20 protein-coding genes are annotated in these 23,537 nt (G+C 62.1%); 10 read left to right on the top strand and 10 right to left on the bottom strand.

All coding sequences use genetic code 11. The annotated features are described in order from the left end of the window. Window positions 1-7: 7 nt before the first annotated feature. The 7 genes from U4Y91_RS11995 to hda all read right to left on the bottom strand — a co-directional run bounded on the left by U4Y91_RS11995 (window position 8) and on the right by hda (window position 5,731). Entirely contained in the window at window positions 8-460 is a 453-nt protein-coding gene (locus U4Y91_RS11995) for an STY0301 family protein (protein WP_321805235.1), read from the bottom strand. Window positions 461-646: 186 nt separating this feature from the next. Continuing rightward, complete coding sequence (gene panB, locus U4Y91_RS12000; RefSeq protein WP_044844052.1) at window positions 647-1,462, bottom strand: 3-methyl-2-oxobutanoate hydroxymethyltransferase; 816 nt, start codon at window positions 1,460-1,462, stop codon at window positions 647-649. 43 nt (window positions 1,463-1,505) lie between these two features. Next, window positions 1,506-2,192 (bottom strand): deoxynucleoside kinase, encoded by a 687-nt coding sequence (locus U4Y91_RS12005; RefSeq protein ID WP_321805236.1) that lies wholly within the window; start codon window positions 2,190-2,192, stop codon window positions 1,506-1,508. Further along, window positions 2,189-2,731 (bottom strand): 2-amino-4-hydroxy-6-hydroxymethyldihydropteridine diphosphokinase, encoded by a 543-nt coding sequence (folK, locus tag U4Y91_RS12010; RefSeq protein WP_044844054.1) that lies wholly within the window; start codon window positions 2,729-2,731, stop codon window positions 2,189-2,191. Before folK ends, U4Y91_RS12005 begins: the two co-directional genes overlap by 4 nt. Before the next feature lie 35 nt (window positions 2,732-2,766). Then, window positions 2,767-4,302, bottom strand: coding sequence for a polynucleotide adenylyltransferase PcnB (gene pcnB, locus U4Y91_RS12015; RefSeq protein ID WP_321805237.1), 1,536 nt, complete (start codon window positions 4,300-4,302; stop codon window positions 2,767-2,769). Window positions 4,303-4,307: 5 nt separating this feature from the next. Continuing rightward, window positions 4,308-4,985 carry an HAD family hydrolase gene (locus U4Y91_RS12020; protein ID WP_321805238.1) on the bottom strand — a complete coding sequence of 226 codons (678 nt, stop codon included), beginning with the start codon at window positions 4,983-4,985 and terminating at the stop codon, window positions 4,308-4,310. Between the two features lie 11 nt (window positions 4,986-4,996). Continuing rightward, a complete protein-coding gene (hda, locus tag U4Y91_RS12025; protein ID WP_006760485.1) occupies window positions 4,997-5,731 on the bottom strand; it encodes a DnaA regulatory inactivator Hda in 735 nt (244 codons plus the stop codon). 247 nt (window positions 5,732-5,978) lie between these two features. On the opposite strand from hda, the gene purM reads away from it, so the two are divergent. After that, complete coding sequence (gene purM, locus U4Y91_RS12030; protein ID WP_321805239.1) at window positions 5,979-7,034, top strand: phosphoribosylformylglycinamidine cyclo-ligase; 1,056 nt, start codon at window positions 5,979-5,981, stop codon at window positions 7,032-7,034. Window positions 7,035-7,202: 168 nt separating this feature from the next. Here purM and miaA read toward each other — a convergent pair whose 3' ends face one another. Both miaA and mutL read right to left on the bottom strand, forming a co-directional pair. Then, complete coding sequence (gene miaA, locus U4Y91_RS12035) at window positions 7,203-8,180, bottom strand: tRNA (adenosine(37)-N6)-dimethylallyltransferase MiaA (RefSeq protein ID WP_321805240.1); 978 nt, start codon at window positions 8,178-8,180, stop codon at window positions 7,203-7,205. Continuing rightward, window positions 8,177-10,174: a DNA mismatch repair endonuclease MutL gene (mutL, locus tag U4Y91_RS12040; protein ID WP_321805241.1), complete on the bottom strand. Its 1,998-nt coding sequence runs from the start codon at window positions 10,172-10,174 to the stop codon at window positions 8,177-8,179. The genes miaA and mutL overlap by 4 nt, the downstream gene beginning before the upstream one ends. Window positions 10,175-10,345: 171 nt before the next feature. On the opposite strand from mutL, the gene U4Y91_RS12045 reads away from it, so the two are divergent. Further along, window positions 10,346-11,029 (top strand): DedA family protein, encoded by a 684-nt coding sequence (locus U4Y91_RS12045; protein WP_124487950.1) that lies wholly within the window; start codon window positions 10,346-10,348, stop codon window positions 11,027-11,029. Window positions 11,030-11,204: 175 nt separating this feature from the next. On the opposite strand, the gene U4Y91_RS12050 is transcribed toward U4Y91_RS12045, so the two are convergent. Beyond that, a complete protein-coding gene (locus U4Y91_RS12050) occupies window positions 11,205-12,017 on the bottom strand; it encodes a mechanosensitive ion channel family protein (RefSeq protein WP_321796933.1) in 813 nt (270 codons plus the stop codon). 714 nt (window positions 12,018-12,731) lie between these two features. Here U4Y91_RS12050 and U4Y91_RS12055 point away from each other — a divergent pair. The 8 genes from U4Y91_RS12055 to U4Y91_RS12090 are packed head-to-tail and all read left to right on the top strand — an operon-like array spanning window position 12,732 to window position 23,527. Next, a complete protein-coding gene (locus U4Y91_RS12055) occupies window positions 12,732-13,898 on the top strand; it encodes a polysaccharide biosynthesis/export family protein (protein WP_321805242.1) in 1,167 nt (388 codons plus the stop codon). Between the two features lie 6 nt (window positions 13,899-13,904). Beyond that, window positions 13,905-14,720: an ABC transporter permease gene (locus U4Y91_RS12060; RefSeq protein ID WP_321805243.1), complete on the top strand. Its 816-nt coding sequence runs from the start codon at window positions 13,905-13,907 to the stop codon at window positions 14,718-14,720. After that, on the top strand, window positions 14,717-15,379 hold the full coding sequence (locus U4Y91_RS12065) for an ABC transporter ATP-binding protein (protein WP_321805244.1): 663 nt from the start codon (window positions 14,717-14,719) through the stop codon (window positions 15,377-15,379). Before U4Y91_RS12060 ends, U4Y91_RS12065 begins: the two co-directional genes overlap by 4 nt. Beyond that, window positions 15,376-16,548, top strand: a complete 1,173-nt coding sequence (locus U4Y91_RS12070; protein WP_321805245.1) for a chain-length determining protein — start codon at window positions 15,376-15,378, stop codon at window positions 16,546-16,548. Before U4Y91_RS12065 ends, U4Y91_RS12070 begins: the two co-directional genes overlap by 4 nt. Before the next feature lie 15 nt (window positions 16,549-16,563). Beyond that, entirely contained in the window at window positions 16,564-17,682 is a 1,119-nt protein-coding gene (gene wecB / locus U4Y91_RS12075) for a non-hydrolyzing UDP-N-acetylglucosamine 2-epimerase (protein WP_321805246.1), read from the top strand. Next, a complete protein-coding gene (gene wecC / locus U4Y91_RS12080; RefSeq protein ID WP_321805247.1) occupies window positions 17,676-18,944 on the top strand; it encodes a UDP-N-acetyl-D-mannosamine dehydrogenase in 1,269 nt (422 codons plus the stop codon). Before wecB ends, wecC begins: the two co-directional genes overlap by 7 nt. Window positions 18,945-18,950: 6 nt before the next feature. Further along, on the top strand, window positions 18,951-21,668 hold the full coding sequence (locus U4Y91_RS12085) for a hypothetical protein (protein ID WP_321805248.1): 2,718 nt from the start codon (window positions 18,951-18,953) through the stop codon (window positions 21,666-21,668). After that, window positions 21,665-23,527 carry a BNR repeat-containing protein gene (locus tag U4Y91_RS12090; RefSeq protein WP_321805249.1) on the top strand — a complete coding sequence of 621 codons (1,863 nt, stop codon included), beginning with the start codon at window positions 21,665-21,667 and terminating at the stop codon, window positions 23,525-23,527. Before U4Y91_RS12085 ends, U4Y91_RS12090 begins: the two co-directional genes overlap by 4 nt. Window positions 23,528-23,537: the final 10 nt, after the last annotated feature.

Genomic DNA, 23,537 nt, shown 5'->3' on the forward strand with positions numbered 1-23,537 from the left:
ACGCGGATTACTTCCGCGGCGTGCATTGCCAAGTTTGTACGATGGCGTGCCCACGCCTGTAACGCGCGACGCAAGTCTGTGCCTGTCTGCCGAGCGGCCGTGCGATCACGACGCTCGTATTGCCGTAGTCGCATGAGACCCAGTACTCCTCACGGTTTTCAGCGAGCGACCAAGTATAGACGTCGCTGTTGGGCTCGGAGCGCGAGCGGTTCGGCAGCAAGGACATCATCCGGTCCGGCGGCCCTGACCAGAAGGTGACGCTGGCAAGCGGGTAGGTGCTTTGCGTGTCGAAGCTTTTCCAGCCGTCGGGTGGTTGACCGTCGAGCTGCTGGGTAACGGCAACGCGTGCGGGGCAGTCAGCGGTCGCAGCGGACGCGGGTAATGCGACGAGCGGACTGCATGCGAGCGCGGCGATGGCGAGCAGCCGATGTTCGGCCGCCTTTTCATACACATGTGCCATCTTTCCCACTCCTTCGTTTGACGAAGGTTTGATGGTCGCAGCGACGAAGGTGTGCAGGAATAGGACGAGTTAGAAAGTACGCGCTGTTCGTCATGCAGTACGAGAAACGGCGTACCGCATCGCCGGCCACGTCAGCGAGTGTGCCGCAGCGATCGCTAACAGCGCGCCGCGGCACGCACGTCCCGATCAGAACGAATGCTCGGGCCCGGGGAACGTGCGGTCCTTCACCGCGCTCACATACGCCTCGACGGCTGCCTGGATGTTCGGCTGGCCCTGCATGAAATCCTTCACGAAACGCGGCCGCTTGCCGGGGAAGATGCCGAGCATGTCGTGCAGCACCAGCACCTGGCCCGAGCAATCGAGGCCCGCACCGATGCCGATCGTCGGGATCTTCAGCATGTGCGTGACTTCGGACGCGACGAGCGTCGGCACTGCCTCGAGCACCACGAGCTGCGCGCCCGCATCTTCGATCGCACGCGCATCGCGCAGCAGCTGCGCGGCGCCGGCTTCCGTGCGGCCCTGCACCTTGAAGCCGCCGAACGCATGCACCGACTGCGGCGTAAGGCCGAGGTGCGCGCACACCGGCACTGAGCGTTCGACGAGGAAGCGGATCGTGTCGGCGAGCCATTCGCCGCCTTCGAGCTTGACCATCTGCGCGCCGGCGCGCATCAGCGTGACCGCGTTCGCGAACGCCTCGGCCGGCGTGCCGTACGTGCCGAACGGCAGATCGGCAACGACGAGCGCGCGCGGCTGCACGCGCGCGACGCATGCGGTGTGGTACGCGATGTCGTCGAGCGACACCGGGAGCGTGGTCGTGTGGCCCTGCAGCACGTTGCCGAGCGAGTCGCCGATCAGCAGCACGTCGGTGCCGGCGCGATCGAGCAGCGCGGAAAAGCTCGCGTCGTAGCAGGTGAGCATCGCGATCTTCTCGTCGGCTTCGCGCATTGCCTGCAGCTTGGGCACCGTGACGGCAGGCCGGCTCGATTCCTGGAGATAGGTCATGGGAAATCCGGTTCGATGGGGAGGAACGACAGGCGAGGACGCGTCAGCGCGTCGTCTCGCCCTTGACGAAGAATTCCTTGCGGCCGCGCATCGTGTCGATGCGCTCGATCAGCAGCGCGAGGTCTTCGGGGGAATCCTGCGGATTCAGGTGTTCGGCTGCGACCGTGAGTACCGGCGTGCGGTCGTAGTGATAGAAGAATTCGTTGTATGCATCGACGAGCGAGCGCAGGTACGCGTCGCTGATCTGCAGCTCCATCGGCAGCCCGCGCTTCTGGATGCGCGAGAACAGCACCTCGGGGCTCGCCTGCAGGTACACGACGAGATCGGGCGTGGGTGCCTGCGGCACGTCGAGGTGCGTCGCGATCGACCGGTACAGCTGCCATTCGTCTTCCGGCAGGTTCAGCCGCGCGAAGATGTCGTTCTTCTGCGGCATGAAATCGGCGACGACGGGCCGGCCCGTATCGAGCGCGCCGATCAGTTCGCGCGCCTGCTGCGCGCGCTGCAGTGCGAACGACAGCTGCGCGGGCAGCGCGTAGCGCGCGGTGTCGCGATAGAAGCGTTCGAGGAACGGGTTGTCCTGCGGGCGTTCGAGCAGCGCCTGCATCGACCAGCGCTCGGCGAAGAGGCGCGCGAGCGTCGTCTTGCCGACGCCGATCGGGCCTTCGATCACGAGATAGCGATGCGGGGCGCGCAGGTCGGGCGCGGTGACGGTCAGCGGAGTGGTGTTCATCGGCAGGGGTTCTTGTCGGCGTCAGCGCCGGCGGCAAGGGCCTTCTGCATCAGGCATTGACAGGTCTGCACCTTCTCGACGCGCTGATCGGCGACGGCGGCGAGGAACGCATCGGCGCGGCCGCGCGCGGGGATGTCGAGCGCCGGTTCGATTTCGACGAGCGGCACGAGCGCGAATGCGCGATCGGTGAGGCGCGGATGCGGGACGATCAGGTCGGGTTCGTCGATCGAATCGGAGCCGAACAGCAGGATGTCGAGGTCGAGCGTGCGCGGCGCGTTGCGATACGGGCGCTCGCGCCCGAAGTGATGTTCGATCTTCTGGCAGAGCGCGAGCAGCTCCCGGGCCGACAGCGTCGTGTCGAGCTTGACGACGCAGTTGTAGTAATCGTCGCCGCCCGCTTCGAAGGGCGCCGTGCGATACAGGCTCGATTTGCCGAGGATCGAGATGGTGCGCTGCTGCGCGAGGCACACCACCGCGTCCTTCAGGGTCTGGCGCGCATCGCCGAGATTCGCCCCCAGTCCGATATATGCAACCGTCATGGCATCACTTCCTACGTCGTTCGCCGGCGAGCGCGTCAGTCGTCGGAACCGTCCGCGGTGTCCGGCGCCTGCTCGGCGGCGCCTTCGCCCGGCTTGCGGTTTCGCGCACCGCCGCGGCGGCGCCGCTTGCGGGGCGATTTTTCCTTCGAGCCGCCCTGCGTGAGGAGTGCCTCACGGGCGGCCGCGTCGCCTTCGATGAAATCCGTCCACCACTGTCCGACTTCCGCATCGAGCTCGCCGGATTCGCAGCGTAACAGGAGGAAATCATACCCCGCTCTAAACCTTTGGTGTTCCAGCAGCCGCATCGCGCTGCGGCCCGAGCGTTTTTCGAGGCGCAGTTGCAGGCCCCAGATCTCGCGCATGTCGGCCGAGTAGCGCTTGTGGATCGCGAGCTTCTCGGTCTGCATGTCGAGCACGTCGTCCATTGCGCGATGGAGCGCCGGCACCGGGATTTCGCCCTCCGCCGTGTATTGCTCGAAGCGCTGGCGCATGTCGTGCCACAGCAGCGTCGCGAACAGGAAGCCCGGCGACACCGGCTTGCCGGCGCGCACGCGCGCGTCGGTGTTGTTCAGCGCGAGCGTGATGAACTTCTCGCCCTGCGGCTGCTCGAGCACGACGTCGAGGAGCGGCAGCAGCCCGTGGTGCAGGCCTTCCTTGCGCAGCTGCTTCAGGCACGCGAGCGCATGGCCCGACAGCAGCAGCTTCAGCATTTCGTCGAACAGGCGCGCGGCCGGCACGTTGTTGATCAGGTCGGCGAGCGCGTTGATCGGCTCGCGCGTGTGCGGCTCGATCTCGAAGCCGAGCTTCGCCGCGAAGCGCACGACGCGCAGCATCCGCACCGGATCCTCGCGGAAGCGCGTGGCCGGATCGCCGATCATCCGCAACAGGCGGGCGCGCATGTCGGCCATCCCGTCGTGGTAGTCGAGCACCGTCTGCGTCGACGGGTCGTAGTACATCGCGTTGATCGTGAAGTCGCGGCGCGCGGCATCTTCATGCTGCTCGCCCCACACGTTGTCGCGCAGCACGCGGCCGCTCGCGTCCACCGCATGCGTGCGGCGGTCGAGCTCGTCGCGCTTCAGGCGCTTCGGCGGCTCGGCCGCGGCGGCTTCGGGCGGCGCGTCGACCAGCGCGCGGAACGTCGACACCTCGATCAGTTCCTGGCCGAACTGCACGTGGACGATCTGGAAGCGGCGGCCGATCAGGCGCGCGCGGCGGAACAGGCGCTGCACCTCGGTCGGCGTCGCGTCGGTCGCGACGTCGAAGTCCTTCGGCGCGATGCCTAGCAGCAGGTCGCGTACGGCGCCGCCGACGATGAACGCGCGAAAGCCCGCCTGCTGCAGCGTGTCGGTCACGCGCACGGCGTTCCGCGAGATCAGCGACGGATCGATCTGGTGCACGCTGGCCGGCACGACGGTCGGCTCGTGGTTGCTGCGCGCCTTCTTGGCGCTGCCGCTGCGGTTCCCCTTCGCGGGGCGCGGGGCAGGGGCCGTGTCGGCGGCGGGCGCCTCGACGGGCGACGTGTGTTCGGCGCCGTCCTGGCCGAGCAGCTTGCGAATGAATTTTTTGATCACGACGTTCAGAAGAGATCGAGGATGCGCCAGCCGCGGTCGCTTGCATGCGCACGCAGCGTGTCGTCGGGGTTGGTCGCGATCGGGTCGGTGACTTTCTCGAGCAACGGGATGTCGTTGTGCGAGTCGCTGTAGAAGTAGCTGTGTTCGAAGTCGTCCCAGTGCTTGCCGAGCGACGCGAGCCACGCTTCGGTGCGCACGATCTTGCCTTCGCGATAGCTCGGCGTGCCGGTCGGCCGGCCCGTGTACGGCGAGTCGGGATGGCCGTCGGTCGTTTCGACCTCGCACGCGATCAGCGTGTCGACGCCGAACGCGGTCGCGATCGGACGCGTGATGAACTCGTTGGTCGCGGTCACGACGCAGCACGGGTCGCCGGCATCGAGGTGCTTGCGCACGAGTTCGAGCGCGGCGGGCGTCATCGCGGGGCGGATCACCTCGTGCATGTACTGCTCGTGCCATTCGGCCAGCTGCGCGCGCGAATACTTCGCGAGCGGCGTGAGCATCGCGCACAGGTACGCATGGATGTCGAGCTTGCCGGCCTTGTAGTCGGCGAAGAACTGATCGTTCTGACGCGAGAAGCTTTCCGCGTCGACGATGCCGAGCTTCACCATGAAGCGGCCCCATTCGTGGTCGCTATCGGTCGGGATCAGCGTGTGATCGAGGTCAAAGAGTGCCAGATTAGTCATGGATGCGCATTTTACTCGAAGCGGTTCGGGCCTGTGCCCGGCGGTGCGATGTCGTCGCCGGGGCGGGCCAGCATCCGGCGCAGCAGCGGCAGCGTGACGGCGCGTTTCTGCTCGAGCGAGAAGCGGTCGAGCGCGTCGAGCAGCGCCATCAGGCTCGGCATGTCGCGGCGGAAATGGGTCAGCAGGTACGCGGCGATGTCGTCGGTGAGCGCGATCCCGCGCTCCTTTGCCGCGAGCTTCAGCACGGCGATCTTGCCGGCGTCGGACGGCGGCGACAGATGGAACACGAGCCCCCAGCCGAGGCGCGTGCGCAGATCTTCGCGCACGTCGAGCGCGAGCGGCGCCGCGGGGCCTGCCGCGACGAACGCGCTCGACGGGTGCGCGCGGACTTCGTTGAACAGGTTGAACAGCGCGACCTGCTGGGTATCGCTCATCCTGTCGCAGTCGTCGATCGCGTAGATGCCGATGCGCGGGTCGAACGTGAACGCGCCGAGCGGGCTCTGCGGCGTCAGATAGCGCGCGTAGCCGTACGACGCATCGCTCACGAGCGCCTGCAGCAGGTGGGTGCGGCCGCTGCCGGGCTCGCCCCAGATGTAGAACGACCGGTCCGGCACGGGCCCCGCCGCGAGTGCGAGGTCGAGCTTCTGGAGCCGCGAGATCAGCTCGTCGTTCTCTTCATTCATGATGAAGTTGTCGAACGTGGCGGGCGGCGGCGTGCCGAGATCGAGCGTCAGTTGACGGGACACAACAGTCACAATGCAGGTCGGTTGATGAAACGCGCGCCGTACGCCGGGCACGCGCGGGGGGCTGCTCCGGTGCCCGACCACGCGGCCGCACGCACGGCGGCGCGCGGGTTTCGGCGCGGCTCGCGTAGCGAGGAAAACGGGGACGTGTCGACCAAGATGCAATCCCTGACGATTCGGTGCTGGGAATTCCGGCCAACGGGCCGGCTTCGGGTAAAATCGCATTTTACCGACCTTCTCGCATTCCCCCATGAATCCTCCGAAATCTGCTCCTGACGCTCAGGGTCTGTCCTATCGCGACGCAGGCGTCGACATCGACGCGGGCGACGCGCTCATCGACAAGATCAAGCCTTTTGCGAAGAAAACCCTGCGCGACGGCGTGCTCGGCGGCATCGGCGGGTTCGGCGCGCTGTTCGAAGTGCCGAAGAAGTACAAGGAGCCCGTGCTCGTGTCGGGCACCGACGGCGTGGGCACCAAGCTCAAGCTGGCCTTTCATCTGAACAAACACGACACCGTCGGCCAGGATCTGGTGGCGATGAGCGTGAACGACATCCTCGTGCAGGGTGCCGAGCCGCTGTTCTTCCTCGATTACTTCGCGTGCGGCAAGCTCGACGTCGACACGGCCGCAACCGTCGTCAAGGGCATCGCGCACGGTTGCGAACTGTCGGGCTGCGCGCTGATCGGCGGTGAAACGGCCGAAATGCCGGGCATGTACCCGGACGGCGAATACGACCTGGCCGGTTTCGCGGTCGGCGCGGTCGAGAAGAGCAAGATCATCGACGGCAGCACGATCGCCGAAGGCGACGTGGTGCTCGGCCTCGCGTCGAGCGGCATCCACTCGAACGGCTTCTCGCTCGTGCGCAAGATCATCGAGCGCGCGAATCCCGACCTGTCGGCCGATTTCCACGGCCGCTCGCTGGCCGACACGCTGATGGCGCCGACGCGCATCTACGTGAAGCCGCTGCTCGCGCTGATGCAGAAGCTGGCGGTGAAGGGCATGGCCCACATCACCGGCGGCGGCCTCGTCGAGAACATTCCGCGCGTGCTGCGCGAAGGCCTCACGGCCGAGCTCGACCAGAACGCGTGGCCGCTGCCGCCGCTGTTCAAGTGGCTGCAGGAGCACGGCGGCGTCGCCGACGCGGAAATGCACCGCGTGTTCAACTGCGGGATCGGGATGGCCGTGATCGTTTCGGCGGCCGATGCCGACGCAGCGATCGCCGACCTGACGGCCGCCGGCGAGCAGGTGTGGAAGATCGGCACCGTGCGTGCGAGCCGCGAAGGCGAGGCGCAGACGGTCGTGGTCTGACGCACCGCACGCAGGATGCAGCAAGGAAAGCCGCCCGGAGTCGATCCGGGCGGCTTTTTTTCTGGCGTGGCCCTTGGCGTATCGGCGCGCGGCCGAAGGAGGAACGACGATGACCGAAGACGAGGGTATCGCGCGCAAGCAGGATAGATGCGCGGCGATCCTGCCCCGTTATTGATCGTCGATGCGGCCGTCGAGCACGCGTTCGAGCGTGTCGAGCGCCTGTGCCGTCGAATCCGGCGCGACGCAGTCGATGACGATCCGCTCCGGCATCGCGCGCAGCCACGTGATTTGCCGTTTGCACAGCTGGCGCGTCGCGAAGATGCCTTTGTCGCGCATGGTCCGGTAGTCGGTGTCGCCGTCGAGGAATTCCCATGCCTGCCGGTAGCCGACGCAGCGCATCGACGGCAGGCCGAGATGCAGATCCTCGCGGCGGCGCAGCCGTTCGACTTCGTCGATGAAGCCCGCGTCGAGCATCGCGTCGAAGCGTTGCGCGATGCGCGCGTGCAGCACCGCGCGGTCGGATGGTTCCAGTGCGACCGGCACGAAGCGATACGCAGCGGCTTCGTCGTCCGCGCGCCGCGGCGCGGCGAGCAGCGCCGACATCGGCTGCCCGCTCAGCAGGAACACTTCGAGCGCGCGCTGGATCCGCTGCGAATCGTTCGGTGCGAGCCGCGCGGCCGTTGCGGGGTCGACCTGCGCGAGCCGCGCATGGAGTGCCGGCCAGCCATCGCGCGCGGCCTCGGTGTCGAGCTCGGCGCGCACGGCCGGATCGGCGGTCGGCAGGTCGTTGAGGCCCTGCGTGAGCGCCTTGTAGTACAGCATCGTGCCGCCCGCGAGCAGCGGCGTGCGGCCGCGCGCGGCGATCTCGCCGATCAGGCGCAGCGCGTCCGCGCGGAATTCGGCCGCCGAATACGCATCGGCCGGGTCGATGATGTCGATCAGGTGATGCGGCACGCTCGCGCGCTCGTCGCGCGTCGGTTTCGCGGTGCCGATATCCATGTCGCGGTAGACGAGCGCCGAATCGACGCTGACGATCTCGATCGGACGGCGCGCGGCGAGCGCCAGCGCGGCGGCCGTCTTGCCCGATGCGGTGGGGCCGAGCAGGCAGGCGATCGTCGTCGGAGCGGACTGCGGTGAAGCGCTCATTGGCCGCGCATGAAGAGACGGTCGAGATCGTTCAGCGTGAGCTGATACCACGTCGGCCGGCCGTGATTGCACTGGTCCGCGCGTTCGGTCGCTTCCATCTGGCGCAGCAGCGCGTTCATCTCGTCGAGCGTCAGGCGCCGGTTCGCGCGCACCGCGTGGTGACACGCAAGCGTGCCGAGCAGCTCGTGCTGGCGTTCGGTGAGCACGCGCGAACCGCCGAACGCGTGCAGGTCGGCGAGCACCGCGCGCGCGAGCGACTGCAGGTCCGCGTCCTTCAGCAGCGCGGGCACCGCGCGGATCGCGAGCGACGTCGGCGACAGCACCGCGAGGTCGAAGCCGAGCGATTCGAGCGTGTCGCGTTCTTCCTCGACCGTGCCGATCTCGACCGGCGTGGCCGTCATCGAGATCGGTAGCAGCAGCGACTGCACGGCGACCGTGCGGTCGGCGAGCGCGTTCTTGAACTGTTCGTACAGGATCCGTTCGTGCGCCGCGTGCATGTCGACGATCACGAGGCCGTGCGCGTTCTGCGCGAGCACGTAGATCCCGTGGATCTGGCCGAGTGCGAAGCCGAGCGGCTGCTCGTCGTGCGCGGTGGCGGCGAGCGGCGACGCGACGAAGCCCGACAGCGGCGCGACCGGCGCAGCGGCCGCATCCGCCGCATCGCGCGCGACGATCGTCGTGCCGTCCGGCGTGCCCGCGCCCGTGTCCTTGCGGCCGAACAGCGCGTCGTAGAGCGCGAGCGGCTGCGCGACCGGCAGCGTGCCCTGCGTCATGCGCGCCTGGCGCATCCACGTGTTGCCCGACGACGACGAGGAGGACGACGGCGACGAGAAGCCGCTGCCGCCCGTGCCGGTGGCCGCGCCCTGGCCGAGCGGCGTATTCAGGAACGACGCGGGGCCGCTCGGCGCCGGTGAGAGTTGCGCGGCATGGCCGCCCGCGGTGGTTTCCGGCGACGCGCCTGCATGGCGCGCGAGCGCGCGCTGCACCGCGTGGAAGACGTACTGGTGGATCGAGCGCGAATCGCGGAATCGCACCTCGATCTTCGACGGGTGCACGTTCACGTCGACGCCTTCGGGCGGCAGATCGAGGAACAGCACGTACGACGGGTAACGGTCGCCGTGGAGGACATCCTCGTACGCCGCGCGCACCGCGTGCGTGAGCAGCTTGTCGCGCACGAAGCGGCCGTTGACGAAGAAGTATTGCTGGTCGGCGCGGCCGCGGCTCGCGGTCGGCAGGCCCGCGCAGCCGTAGACGGCGAGCGGCCCGGCCTGCTCGTCGAGCGGCAGGTGTGCGGTCGCGAAGCCGTCGCCGAGGATCTTCGCGACGCGCTGTGCGGGTTCGGTCGCGTTCCAGTGCTCGACGGCCTTGCCGTTGTGCAGCACCGAGATCGCGACGTCCGGCCGCGCGAGCGCCGCGCGGCGGATCATTTCGAGGCAGTGGCCGAACTCGGTCTGCTCGCTTTTCAGGAACTTGCGGCGCGCGGGCGTGTTGAAGTACAGCTCGCGCACCTCGATCGTCGTGCCGACCGCGCCGGCGGCCGGCGACAGCGCGCCCGTGGTCGCGTCGATCTTCGTGGCATGCGCGACCTCGGCCGTGCGGCTCGTGATCGACATCTCGGCGACCGACGCGATCGACGCGAGCGCTTCGCCGCGAAAACCCAGCGTCGCGACCGCCTCGAGCTCCTCGAGCGAGCGGATCTTGCTCGTCGCGTGGCGCATCAGCGCGAGCGGCAGTTCGTCGGGCGGAATCCCGCAGCCGTCGTCGGTGATCGAGATGCGCTTGACGCCGCCTTCCTCGAGCACGATGCGCAGCGTCGTCGCGCCGGCGTCCATCGCGTTCTCGAGCAACTCCTTGACGACCGACGCCGGGCGTTCGACCACCTCGCCGGCGGCGATCTGGCTGATCAGCTGGTCGGGCAGGGGCTGGATCGCGCGCAGCGGGCGCGCGGCGGGCGTGGGCACGGCGCCTGCGGCCGTTTCGGTGATTTCGGACATGGCCGAATTATAGCGAGGCGGCGGGGGATGCCGTGGCCGGGGCCGGTTACGTTTTTTTCACGGAGCCTTAAGGTAGTTTCGGTATGATGACTCCGTTCCGCGCGCCGCCTTGTCCGGCGGGCACTTCCGCTTTTCGGCCGCTCCGGCCCTTTCGCCTTCGAGGAATCGCATTTGGATACGCTGCTTCATTTCGTCAACCTGGTCCTGCATATCGACGCGTTCCTCGGCGACTTCATCCGGCAGTACGGTGCGTGGGTGTATCTGGTGCTGTTCCTGATCGTGTTCTGCGAGACGGGGCTCGTCGTGTTGCCGTTCCTGCCGGGCGATTCGCTGCTGTTCATCGGCGGCGCGTTCGCGGCGACGGGCGACATGAACGTCGGCGGGCTGATCGTGCTGCTGCTGGTCGCGGCGATTGCCGGCAATACCGTGAACTACCTGATCGGCCGCTGGGTCGGGCCGAAGGTGTTCAATACGCATATCCCGGTGCTCGAGCGCTTCCTCGATCGCGCGGCGCTGCAGAAGACCCACTCGTTCTACGACAAGCACGGCGGCAAGACGATCGTGCTCGCGCGCTTCATCCCGGTCGTGCGCACGTTCGCGCCGTTCGTCGCCGGTGCTTCGTCGATGAGCGTCGCGCGCTTCCAGCTGTTCAACGTGATCGGCGCGTTGCTCTGGGTGCTGCTGCTGGTGCTGCTCGGCTACTTCTTCGGCAATATCCCGTTCATCCGGCAGTATCTGAACGTGATCGTGCTGGCGGGGATCGGCGCGGCGATCGTGCCGGTCGCGCTCGGCGCGCTGTGGAAGCTGGTGCGCGGGCGGCATTCGGGCGGTACGCAGAACACGCGCGGCCACTGAGCCTGCGCGTTTTCGCTTCGGCGCAGTAAAAAGCGTGGCAGTTGCCACGCTTTTTTTTCGTCCGTGCGGTTCGTGCGCTCCGATCGATTGCCGATGTGCGGTATCGGCCGATCCGGCTGCTCGACGCCGGCAGCTTCAGTCGTAATCCCGCGAACCGCTGGGCGGCACCGTACCGTCAGGTCGTGCGATGGAAGATCGGCGTTTCGGGCGTCGGGTATTGCGCGTCGCGGAACGTCTCGAGGATCACGCGGTTGGTGTCGCAGTACACCTGCCAGTAGTTCTCCGGCTGCGTCGACGGACGCACGAACAGCAGCGGGCCTTCCGGCGTGAACTGCAGCACACCGACGTCCGGCGCCGGCACCTTCATCACGTTCGGGATCAACTGGATCTGCGTCTTCAGGCGGTTGATCGCATCGGCCGCGTCGACGCCGTTCGCGATCTTCGCGGTCAGATCCACGCGGCGATGCGGCGTCGCGCTGTAGTTCGCTATGTTGTCCGAGAAGATCTTGTTGTTGCCGACGATCGTCACGACGTTGTCGGCGGTGATGATCGTCGTGCCGAACAGGCCGAGTTCCTTCACCGTGCCCGTGACGCCGCCCGCGCTGATCACGTCGCCGATCTTGAACGGACGCAGCACCTGCATGAACACGCCGGCGGCGAAGTGCGCGAGCAGGCCGCCCCAGGCCGTGCCGATCGCGAGGCCGAGGCCGGCGAGCAGGGCGGCGAACGACGTGGTCTGCACGCCGAAGATCTGCAGGATCGCGAGGATCAGCAGGATCGTCAGCAGCACGCTGACTACAGAGGTCAGGTAGTCGGTGAGCGTCGGGTCGACCTTGCCGCTGCGGCGCACCACCTTGCCCAGCAGGCGCGTGCCGAGGCGGATCGCCCAGCGGCCGATGAACCACAACGCGATCGCGGCGAGGAGGTTGAGGCCGAAGTCGAGGCCGCGGGTCATCAGGAATTGCTGGGTGGATTCCAGGTTCAGCATGGGGACTCCATGGCAGGTTTAAAGAATGGCCTGCGGCCGATTTTCGTCGAACGGTTATAACCGACCTGCGTGACCGAGACAACCACAGCACTCGCCGGAGCAGCGGCATGGAAAACGTTTCAATCAGCGCGGCGCGTGCCGTTTGTCACGACACGAACATTGTTAAATCGGGTATGCAGTGCGTATTAATTACCGCTTATTACCGGCCGATCGTGATGCGGACTGATCCTATAACTTACAGAGTGATTTCGGGTGTGTCCGACTTCCATGCGATAATGCCGGCGTCGGGAGACCCTGCGCTGTAAGTTGCGAGAACCTGAGCGGGCAGTTCGATTGCATGAGACGGTCGAACACCCCTGATAACAGGCGCAATCGGCCGGCTGCCAATGCCGGGCGGGTTTTGCAGGCGTGCCGTCGTGTTGGTTATTTTCCGTGGTTTTCCGACGTTCGTTCGCCAACTGGCCAGGTATCCATGGCGGGATTTGACATGCGGTAACCATTTCTTCTGTTGTCACAGAGGGGGGATTTGTTGCTTTTTCGGTCGTCAATGTCCGAAAGAGTGCAAATTTAAGTGAAGAATTTTTGAGACGCCGGTGGCCTGATCGAGCCAATCGGCTGATGAATGAGCGGCTGGGTGTTCGGGGGATGCGTCGATTGAACGCCCGGGAAATGACGCTTGCAAATCAATAGTAAAAAGTCTTGGCCTCAAGATCCATGAAAAAGAGTGTATTGGCAATTTCCGTTCTTGCCGCTGTGGCGCTTTCGGGGTGTGCAACCTATCCGGACTGGATACCTGCTTCCGGTGCGTCGCGCCAGAAAGTGCAGGAAGTGCCGGAAACCGGCGGGCGGATCGAAGGTATTCAACTGGTGGACGTCAACGATACGTTGGCGCGGAAACTTGCCGACAGCAAGAAGCTGGGCCAATTCGCGAACATCTTTCCGAGTGCGGTTACCAACAATTACCTGATCGGCCCGGGCGACGTCATCGAAGTGACGATCTGGGAGGCGCCGCCGGCGATGCTGTTCAGCACGCTGGCGCCCGCGCAGCCGATGACGACGAGCACGGCCAACAGCGTCACGCTGCCCAACCAGATGGTGGCCTCGGACGGCACGATCACCATCCCGTTCGCGGGGCGGATTCCGGTCAAAGGGCGCACGACGGAGCAGATCGAGTCGAGCATCGTCAGCCATCTCAAGGGCAAGGCGAACCTGCCGCAGGTGCTCGTCAGCGTCACCAAGAACAATGCGTCGAACATCACGGTCGTGGGCGAAGTCAACACGAGCGCGCTGATGCCGCTGACCCCGAAGGGCGAGCGTCTGCTCGATGCGCTGGCATTTGCGGGCGGCGTGAAGCAGTCGGTCAACCGCATGGCCGTGCAGCTTTCGCGAGGCAGTGTCACCGCGACGATGCCGCTCGATTCGGTCATTCGTGATCCGCACCAGAACGTCGTGCTCAAGCCGGGCGATGTCGTGACTGCACTCTTCCAGTCGCAGAGCTTTTCGGTGTTGGGCGCAACGGGCAAGAACGACGAGATTCCGTTCGAAGCGCAAGGCATTTCGCTGGCCCAGGCGCTCGCGCGTTCGGGTGGCCTCAACGACAACCGAGCCGACGCGCGCGGCGTGTTCGTGTTCCGGTTCGAAGACGCGAAGCTGGTCGATGCGCAGGACAAGACGGTCAGGGCCATCAACGGCACCGTGCCGGTGGTCTACGAGATCAACCTGCGGGATCCCGCGGCGTTCTTCGTGACGCAGAACTTCCCGATTCAGAATCACGACGTGATTTACGTCTCGAACTCGCCCGAGGTTGAGTTCAAGAAGTTCCTTACGCTCGTTGTGATGGTGGCCAGCCCCGCGGCGACGCTCAACCGGGAACTGGAGTAAGGCGCCATGGAGGGAAAGGTGCGTACTCCGATGGAGATTACGGTTTCGGTCTGGCGCGCGATGTTTCTGCGCGAGGCGTTGGATCGCCTCTTTGAAGCACGAGCGGCTTGGCTCTGGCTGCTGGTCGAGCCCGTGTTCTATATTGCGATCCACGCCTTTGGATATATCACGTTCCACATTCACCAGATTGGCGGAATCGAGATAACCATGTGGATCATCGCCGGCTTCATTGGATTCCTGCTTTGGCGGCGTACTTGGGTTCAGGTATTGCATGGGATCGACTGCAACAAGGCCTTCTTCGTGTACCGGCAGGTCAAGCCATTCGATGCGGCGTTCATGCGGGCTGTTCTCGAGTTGTTTTTGATGATTCCGATTTCAATCGTCATCTTCTTCATCGCTGTCGCTGCGGGCCGGATGATCACGCCGGGTATGCTTAACCCGGTTTTTCTGCCGGCAGATCCGTTGCTAATGATAGCCAGTATTTTTGGACTGTGGCTGTTTGCGCTAGGCTTTGGTTTGATTACTTCGGTTGCGATGAAATTCGTGCCGGAGCTCGACCACGTTTTCAAAATACTTTTTTTGCCATTGTTTTACATCTCCGGGGCGATGTTTCCGATTGCGCTGGTGCCAACGCCGTATCGTGAAATATTGCTAATTAATCCGGTTGTCCATGGCGTTGAGTTGCTGCGGCTCGGATTTCTGTCCTCATATCACACGCTCCCCGAAGTGAGTCTTGCCTATCTATACGAAGGCGGGATCATATTTATGCTTGCGGGTCTGATGCTCTATCGGCGATTTGCAAAAAAGCTGGTGATGAAATGATCATTATCGAAGATGTTCATAAGCGATATCTGACAGAGCACGGGGCCGGCAAGTGGGTACTGCAGGGTATTAGTATGACGATCCCGCCGAAACGGAATATTGCCCTGATCGGTGTGAACGGTGCGGGCAAGTCGACGCTGCTGCGTATTATTGGGAACGTTGATTACCCGACCAAGGGGCGGGTCGAACGGCGCTGTCGCGTATCCTGGCCAGTAGGTGGAGGGGGGTTGGAAGGGACGCTGACCGGGCGTCAGAATGCGAAATTCGTTTGCAGGGTGTACGGTCGTGAAGAAGAGTTGAAGGATCGACTCTCGTTTATTCAGGACTTCACCGAACTGGGTGATTCATTTGATGAGCCCGTGCAGACGTATTCGTCTGGGATGCGGTCGCGTCTCCAGTTTGCGCTGTCGATTGCTTTCGAGTTCGATGTATATATTTCGGATGAGGTGACGGCTGCGGGCGATGCTAGATTTAGAAAAAAAGCCGCTGATGCTTTCAAGAGCAAGGTTGATCGGGCAAGCGTGATCATGGTGTCCCATGACGAAGGCACGCTAAAACAGTTTTGCCAGTCCGGTATCTGGATCAATGGCGGTAAGGCATATTGGTTCGACGAACTTGATGAAGCATTGAGGGCTTATAAGGACGCTATCTTGGTATGAAAGAACTAACAGTGAGCAGAAGTGGGCGCATTGGTGCCAGGCTGGCTGCGGTATATGGAAAAGGGAAGTCGACGCTTTTTTCGATGGGAGTATTTCGGCTGATTATCAAGGTGATCTTGATTTATGCGGTGCTTGCCACCGTGTATTGGCTGTTCATCGCTTCCGACCGATTTGTATCGGATGCGAATGTAATCATCCGATCCACCGATCAGATCAGCAGTCCGAGTGTCGATGTATCAACGCTCGTTCCCGGTGCTGGTGGTCCCAATCGCGGTGATCAGCTGCTGTTGCGCGAATATCTTCTGTCGGAAGATGTTCTTAAGAAGCTGGATACCGCTTTGGATTTGCGCTCTCATTTCAGCGATGGACATCGAGATCCCATTTCGCGGATGTGGTTCAAGAGCGCACCGATGGAGTGGTTCTATCGCTACTGGCTGTCGCGTATCGATGTCGAGTACGACGACTACAGCGGTGTACTGCGCATCCAGGCACAAGCCTATGATTCGAAGACTGCGCAGGAAATCGTCAATTTCATGGTTCGCGAAGGTGAAGCCCACATGAATCAGATTGATCATGAATTGGCTTTGTCACAGGTGCGCTTCCTCGAGCGGCAGGTGACGCTGGCGCATGGCGGTCTTCTAGATGCGACGCATACGCTGATCGATTTTCAGAACCGCAAGGGGTTAATGGCGCCACAGGCAACGGCAGAGAGCCAGAATGCGCTGATTGACAAGCTCGAAGCGCAAAAGGTTGACGTGCAGACGCAAATTGCTTCATTGCCTCCAACGTTGAGCCCGGATCAGCCCACCGTGGTGATGCTCCGGAACAACCTCAACGCGCTTCAAAAGCAGATCGCGCAAAAGCGGGCTGAACTGGCGTCACCCTCGAAAGGGACGCTCAACTACACCGTAGAGGAGTTCCAGCGCCTGCAGATGCAGGTGAGCTTTGCGCAGGACTTGTACAAAACCGCGCTTTCGGCGCTTGAGAAAGGGCGGATGGACGCAGCCCGCACACTCAAGATGGTTTCAATCCTGCAAGCACCGACGAGACCGGGTTATCCATTGCAGCCGAAGCGACTCTATAACGCATTTCTGACTCTGCTGCTTGCTGCCTCATTGATTGGTGTTTTGAAATTGTTGGAAAGCATCATTCGTGATCACGTAGATTGAGTTTCGGGGGATTCAATGAGGGCCTTGATTATCCTTGGAACCCGGCCAGAAGCGATAAAAATGGCACCACTGGTCGGTGTACTGAGGAACGAACCTGAGATCGAGACGAAAGTCTGCGTAACGGCACAGCATCGTCAGATGCTCGACTCGATGCTCGATTTTTTCGGCATTTGTCCCGACTACGATCTTGACGTCATGGCACCGGATCAAACGCTGACCGGGATGACGAGCAGAGCGCTGGCTGGCCTCGACATCGTATTGAGTGAGGCTCGGCCGGATCTGGTTCTGGTACAGGGCGACACGTCGACCACGCTTGCCGCCGCCCTGTCCGCACACTATCGGCAGATCGAAGTCGGGCACGTCGAGGCCGGTCTTCGGACCGGTGACTTGCTAGCTCCTTGGCCGGAGGAGGCAAATCGCAGGCTGACGAGCGTTCTGGCTAAATACCATTTCGCGCCGACATCCAGCGCTCGTGACAATCTGCTGCGGGAAGGCATTGCTGAATCGAATATCCACGTAACCGGAAACACTGTTATCGATGCCCTTCTGGCCACTGCAGCAAAGATGCGTGACGACACTGCACAGCGCAGCGAGCTTGATTCGCGTTTCGGTTTTCTCGATCCGAAGAAGCGTTTGATTCTTGTCACCGGACATCGCAGAGAGAATTTGGACGGCGGCCTCGACTCCGTGTGCCACGCGTTGCGGGAAATTGTCCGGCGTGGCGACGTGCAAATCGTCTTTCCGGTCCATCTCAATCCTAGGGTCCGACAGTCTGTATATCGCCTTCTCGGCGACGTTCCGGGCGTGTATCTGATGGAGCCGCAGGACTATCTGCCCTTCGTTTACCTGATGGACAGAGCCACGCTGCTGATTTCGGATTCGGGTGGAATTCAGGAGGAGGCGCCTGCCTTGGGCAAGCCGGTGCTTGTGACACGTGAGACGACGGAGCGTCCGGAAGCGGTGGCCGCCGGCACGGTGCGGATCGTCGGTACTAGCCAAGCGGCAATAGTTGCGGAGGCGAGCAGACTTCTCGACGATCCGATCGGATATGCCGCCATGGCCCGGGCGGCCAACCCCTATGGCGATGGCAATGCTGCCCAGCGCATCCGCGATATTTTGGTGAACGCATGTTGAATACGATTTCGATAATTGGCCTCGGCTACATAGGCCTGCCGACTGCTACGTTGTTTGCGTCGCGCAAGATGCGGGTTATTGGCGTCGATGTGTCTTCGCATGTCGTCGATACCATTAACCGAGGGAATATCCATATTGTCGAACCAGAACTCGACATTCTGGTTCACGCCGCGGTGGGTGCCGGTTACCTGCGCGCGACGACACGCGTCGAGCCTGCCGATGCGTTCATCATTGCCGTGCCGACGCCGCTGACGGCAGACCGAAGGCCGGATTTGAGCTACATCGAGGCTGCGGCCAAATCGATTGCGCCCGTGCTGGCCAAGGGCAACTTGGTCATTCTCGAATCGACATCGTCGGTCGGTGCGACCGAATTGCTGGCCAACTGGTTGGCAGAAATCCGCCCGGATCTTACTTTTCCGCAACAGACTGGAGAAGCATCCGATATTCGGATCGCTCACTGTCCCGAGCGCGTCTTACCAGGCCGCATCGTGCATGAACTGGTCGCTAACGACCGCGTGATCGGCGGGATGACCGCGAACTGTTCCAAGGCGGCGATTGAGCTTTACAGCTTAGTGGTACAAGGCGACTGCATTGTCACGGATGTTCGCACTGCTGAAATGTGCAAGCTTGCTGAAAACAGTTTCCGTGACGTCAATATCGCCTTTGCGAATGAACTGTCGATGATTTGCGACAAGCAAGGTATCGACGTTTGGGAACTGATCAAGCTGGCAAACCGGCACCCCCGCGTCAATATCTTGCAACCGGGGTGCGGGGTGGGGGGACACTGCATTGCGGTCGATCCGTGGTTCATCGTGGACGGCGCACCGCAGGACGCAACGCTTATCCGTGCTGCACGCAGTGTCAACGACACGAAGCCGGACTGGGTGATTCGCAAGGTCGGTGAGGCTGTCGAAGTGCTGTCCCGTTCGGGTGTCCCGGCCGAGGAAATTTGTGTTGCTTGCCTCGGTATCACATACAAGGCGGATATCGACGACTTGCGCGAAAGCCCGGCCCTTGAAGTTGCGCAGGCGCTCGCGAATTGCCACCGCGGAAAAATCGCAATCGTGGAACCGAACCTTCAAACGTTGCCCGATGAGCTTGCAGCGGGAAGAGCGACATTGTCCGCACTGGATGATGCGATCGCGGAGGCTCACGTCCTCGTCCTGCTTGTCGATCATGCAGAGTTCAAAAACTTGAAGCCCGAGCTTGGCGGCAGGCAATTGCTTGTCGACACGCGTGGTGTCTGGAAAAACGCAAAATAAATGATAATGAACCAGAAAATTCAGGCTGATCTCGAGTCTCGTCTCCACGAGATGGGAGAAGAAAACGAGCTGTTACTCCTGCAACTCCATCAGGTTCAGGAGGCGCTCGAGCATCACCATCTGCAGAACAAAACGTCTGCGACCGACCTTGCAGCCGCGCCGCAAGCCGGTGGTGCGACCGGCTGGGGCTGGGTGGACGACGAACTGCCCGAAGCGTTGGCGGAAAGCCAGCGTTTACATGCATTGGTGGACGTTCAGCGGCAAGTCCATCAGACCGAGTCTCGCAACGCATTGAATTCGAAGCTGGGGGACTTGCTGATCGAGGGCGCGGATTCCCCGGGCTCGATTGCGATGTTGCCTGGAAAGCTCTGGAAGATCTGGCGGTCATATAGTCGGCAGACACCTCCGGAATCGCTCGGTGGAAAAGGATTCGACAAGATCATCGACGCGTACGGTGTGGGGAGTTTCGACGCGGTCGACAAGCTTATGTCGCAGACGTCGAGTTCACCCGCCATGCAGGCCAACGGCTATACCGCGTTGGCGCGGTATCTGATGAAAGGTGATCGCCAGTGCGCGGCTGAAGCTGCACGTCGCGCGTATGCACTGGAGCCGAAGCCTTACCGATTGAAATGGCTCGCGTTCCGACTTCATGAAGCCGGTGACGTCATCGAAGCGAGTGCCATGCTGGACGTCCTGCCTTCTGACATTCAGTTTAGCGAGTCGGAAGGCCGGCAGGCTACCCAATTGCGCCATGAGGCACGGCACGCGCTGCAGCGCGAGGCCAAGCAGAAGACCGGGTTTTCCGAGCGCCGCGCCGAGATTGAGCGTCAGTTGAGCGGCCTGGTACAGGAAAGGGACGAGCTATCGAAGGAGCTCGATTCGCTTCGCGACGAAAACGAGACGCTCAAGCAGGCGAACGCACGGCTCGAACAGGACAAGCAGTCGTTGACAGATCTCCACGGAGAGGTCGCTCGGCAGGTTCGTGAACGGGCGGGCGAAGTCGACGCACTGAAGCAGCTCAATACTCGATTCAAGCAGGACCAATTGGCGCTTACGGGCCGGTATGACGAGGCCATTAGGCAAGTGCATGAATATGCCCTGGAAATCAGGAGCCTGAAGCAAGCCAACGCGCAGTTTGGGCAAGACCAGGTGGCATTGACTTGGCAGCACCGCGAGGCTGCAAAGCAAGCGGCGGACCGTACTCGTGCGGTCGAAGTGCTGAAGCAAGCCAAGGTGCAACTCAAGCAGGAAAAGTCGGCGCTGGAGATGCGGTACGCAAAGGTCGCGAAACAGGCGACTGAGCAGATGCGGAAAGTCGATGCGCTGGAGCGCATCATGGCGCAGCTCAAGAAGGACAAGATCGTCCTGGCCGACTTGCACGATGATGCAGCGAAGCATGCGTCCGAGCGCAACCGCGAAGTCGAAGCACTGAGGCGACTCAACGCGCAGCTTGAGCAAGACAAGACGACTTTGGCCGGTCTGCATCAGGCGGCCGAGAAACTGCTGGCTGAGCGCGGCAGTGAAGTCGACGCATTGAAACAGGTCAACACGCAATTGGTAGAGGACCATGCGGTCTTGACGGTGCGGCATGAAGATGTCGCGAAGCAAGTCGCTGAACGTGTTCAGGAAACCAATGCGTTGAAGAGTGCCAACACTCAACTGGAGCAAGAAGGGCTGGTGCTCGCGCAGCAGCGCGAAGAAGCGACGCAGCGAATGGTCGAGCGTAGCCGCGAGATCGACGCGCTGAAGCAACTTAACATGCAGCTTGAGCAGGACCAGGCGACGCTGGTGGCTCAACGTGAGGAGGCCGCGAAGCAGATGGCCGAGCGTAGCCGCGAGATCGACTCACTCAAGCAACTCGCAACGCAGTTGGAGCGGGACAAGGCGACGCTGGCGGGGCAACGTGAAGATGCGACCAAGCAGTCGGTTGAACGTGCCCGGGAAGTCGATGCGTTAAAACAGGCCAATGCGCAATTGGAACAAGACCGAGCGGCCCTGATCGGCCAGCATGATGACGCTACTAGACAGGTGGCCGAGCGCAGTCAGGATGTCGAAGCACTGCAAACTGCCAACGCCCGGTTGGAGCAGGACAAACTGATGCTGGTGGGGCAGCAAGAAGAAGCGGCGAAGCAAGCGGCCGAGCAAAGTCGCGAGGTCGAAGCACTGAAGCAGGCCAATGCACTTCTGGAACAGGACAAGGTGGCACTTGCGAGCCGACATCAGGAACTTGCGCAGCAGGCTGCCGAGCGGTGTCAGGAAGTCGAATTGCTGAAACAAGCCAGGGCGCAACTGGAGCAGAGCAAGCTTCTGCTGGCAAGCCAGTACGAAGAGGCCGCGAAGCAATCTGGAGAGCGCAGCCGAGAGGTTGAATCGCTGAAGCAGGCCAAGGCACAACTGGAGCAGGATAAGGCAGCGCTCACAGGTCGGTACGAAGAGGCCGCTAAGCAGATGGCCGAACGCAGTCACGAAATCGAAGCCCTGAAGCAAGCCAGGGCACAGCTGGAGCAGGAGAAGTCAGTGCTCGCTGGGCAACATAATGACTCTGCCAGGCAGGCAACTGAACGCCTCGCGCGAGTCAACGTATTGGAACAACTGATTCAAAGTCGTCAGGTGTACGAGGCGGAGCTGGCGGCGCGTCAGAAGATTGTGCAAGAGGAGATGGTTCGGGCCGAAGCTCAACTCGACCTGATCAAGGATATTCTGCTTCGAGAGTCCGGGTTATGAGAAAGAAGTCCGCGTCCGTTCGCTATACAACGGCGGCGAAGGAGTCTGCGCATCCCGTCACGGTAGTCGAGGTCGATTCCGCACATTCCGTTGTTCCTTACGACGAGAATCTGCTGGAGCGTGCGCGCACGCAATGGCAGTTCGGCGACTGGCACAGCCTCGCCCAACTCGGGCGCGGTGTCTTGCAGCACCATCCGGATCGAGCCAAGCTGGCCCTACTTGCAGCGGCAGGTCGCCTGCAAACCGGGCAAATCGCCGAAGCCAAACAGTTCATTCGACTTGCCCAGGATTGGGGAATCAGCCAGAAGCTCCTTTGCCAGATTCTTGCAGCAGGCGTTCACAACAGCTTGGGGCGTGCTGCCGCTGTGGCCGGGAATCTACCGCGGGCGCTCACTCATTTCGAATCTTCCATTGCTGTCGGTACACCGGAGGCCGACCGATCGCTATTGACCAAGGCACGAATCCACCAGCAGTGCAGCGAACTTGGCGTAGCGTCCGGTCATCTTGAAAGAGAGCTGGAAAGCGTTGCGCGATCGGATCGACCTTTCTCGCACTCATCCACACGACGTTTTCACGTCGTCAAGCTGGCTGAGTTCGATCTAGGTGATGCTTGGGCCGGGAATACGATCAATACGGTTATCTTTCGCCACCACGGTGTTCTGACTCATCAGGGAAAGCAAATCACGGCCTTTTATGTCGATGCGCATACGCTGCGCGTCGTACGCCGTGATCTGGAGACAGATGATCTCCAGACGTTTGACCTGCGTGGTGAATACAATTTGGCAGACGCTCACAACAGCATCAGTCTCGGTATCGATCGCGCTGACCATCTGCACATTTGTTACGATCACCACGCTACGCAGTTGCGATATCGCAGAAGCACCCGACCCAACGATATATCGAGTTGGACCGACGAACTGCCCATGACTGGAGAGGCTGAAACGAAGGTAACCTACCCGACTTTCATGCAGCCGCATCATGGCTTTCCGTTGACGCTGCTATATCGCGATGGCGTACACAACAATGGCACCGCGCGTCTCAAGACCTACGACGAGGCATCCGCGGGTTGGACGGACCATCCGACACCTGTTTTGAGCGGTAGCGACTCGAAGCCGTGGACCAGCAACGCCTATTGGAACCACCCGGCTATTGGTCGGAACGGCAGCCTTCACCTGAGCTTTGTCTGGCGTACACATACGCTCGGTGTGGAGGAGCGAGTCAACAACATCAATATCGGCTACGCCTGCTCGCTAGACAATGGGATCAGTTGGGTAACGTCCAAAGGGCGGGGCTACCAGCTTCCGATTACGCCGGTAAATGCTGAAACGGTTCATCCGGTGTCTCCGGGCAGCAACCTCATTAATCAATGCAGCATGGCGCTCGACAGTTGCAATCGTCCGCATATCGTTTTTTATGCCGATGATTCAAACGGCATCCCGCAGTATCAACACTTGCGGTACGACGGCAAGCAATGGCATCACCAGATCGTGTCGCAACGCGTTGAGCCGTTTGCGTTGCAAGGTGGCGGAACGCTGCAGATCCCGATCAGTCGGCCGGAAATCGTTATCGACCGCCTGGACAACGCGTACATCATTACTCGCGGAGATCACAGCGACGGAAGAATGGTTGCGACAGTCCTGGCCGCCCCGGAGTACACCTGGCATCAAGACAACACCCGGGTTCTGTGGGATGAGGATCTCGGGTTCGCGGAACCCGTAATCGACCGATTGCGATGGGAGCAGGAAAACGTATTGAGTATGTTGCTGCAGTACAACGAGCAACCCAGTCATGACATCGGCTGGCGGCAGACGAATGGGCCCGTCACACTGCTGGACATTCAATTCAAATTTAAAAACTAAGTCCAAAAAA

Origin of the sequence: Burkholderia sp. BCC1993 (assembly GCF_905339865.1) — a bacterium.
Classification (GTDB): Bacteria; Pseudomonadota; Gammaproteobacteria; order Burkholderiales; family Burkholderiaceae; genus Burkholderia.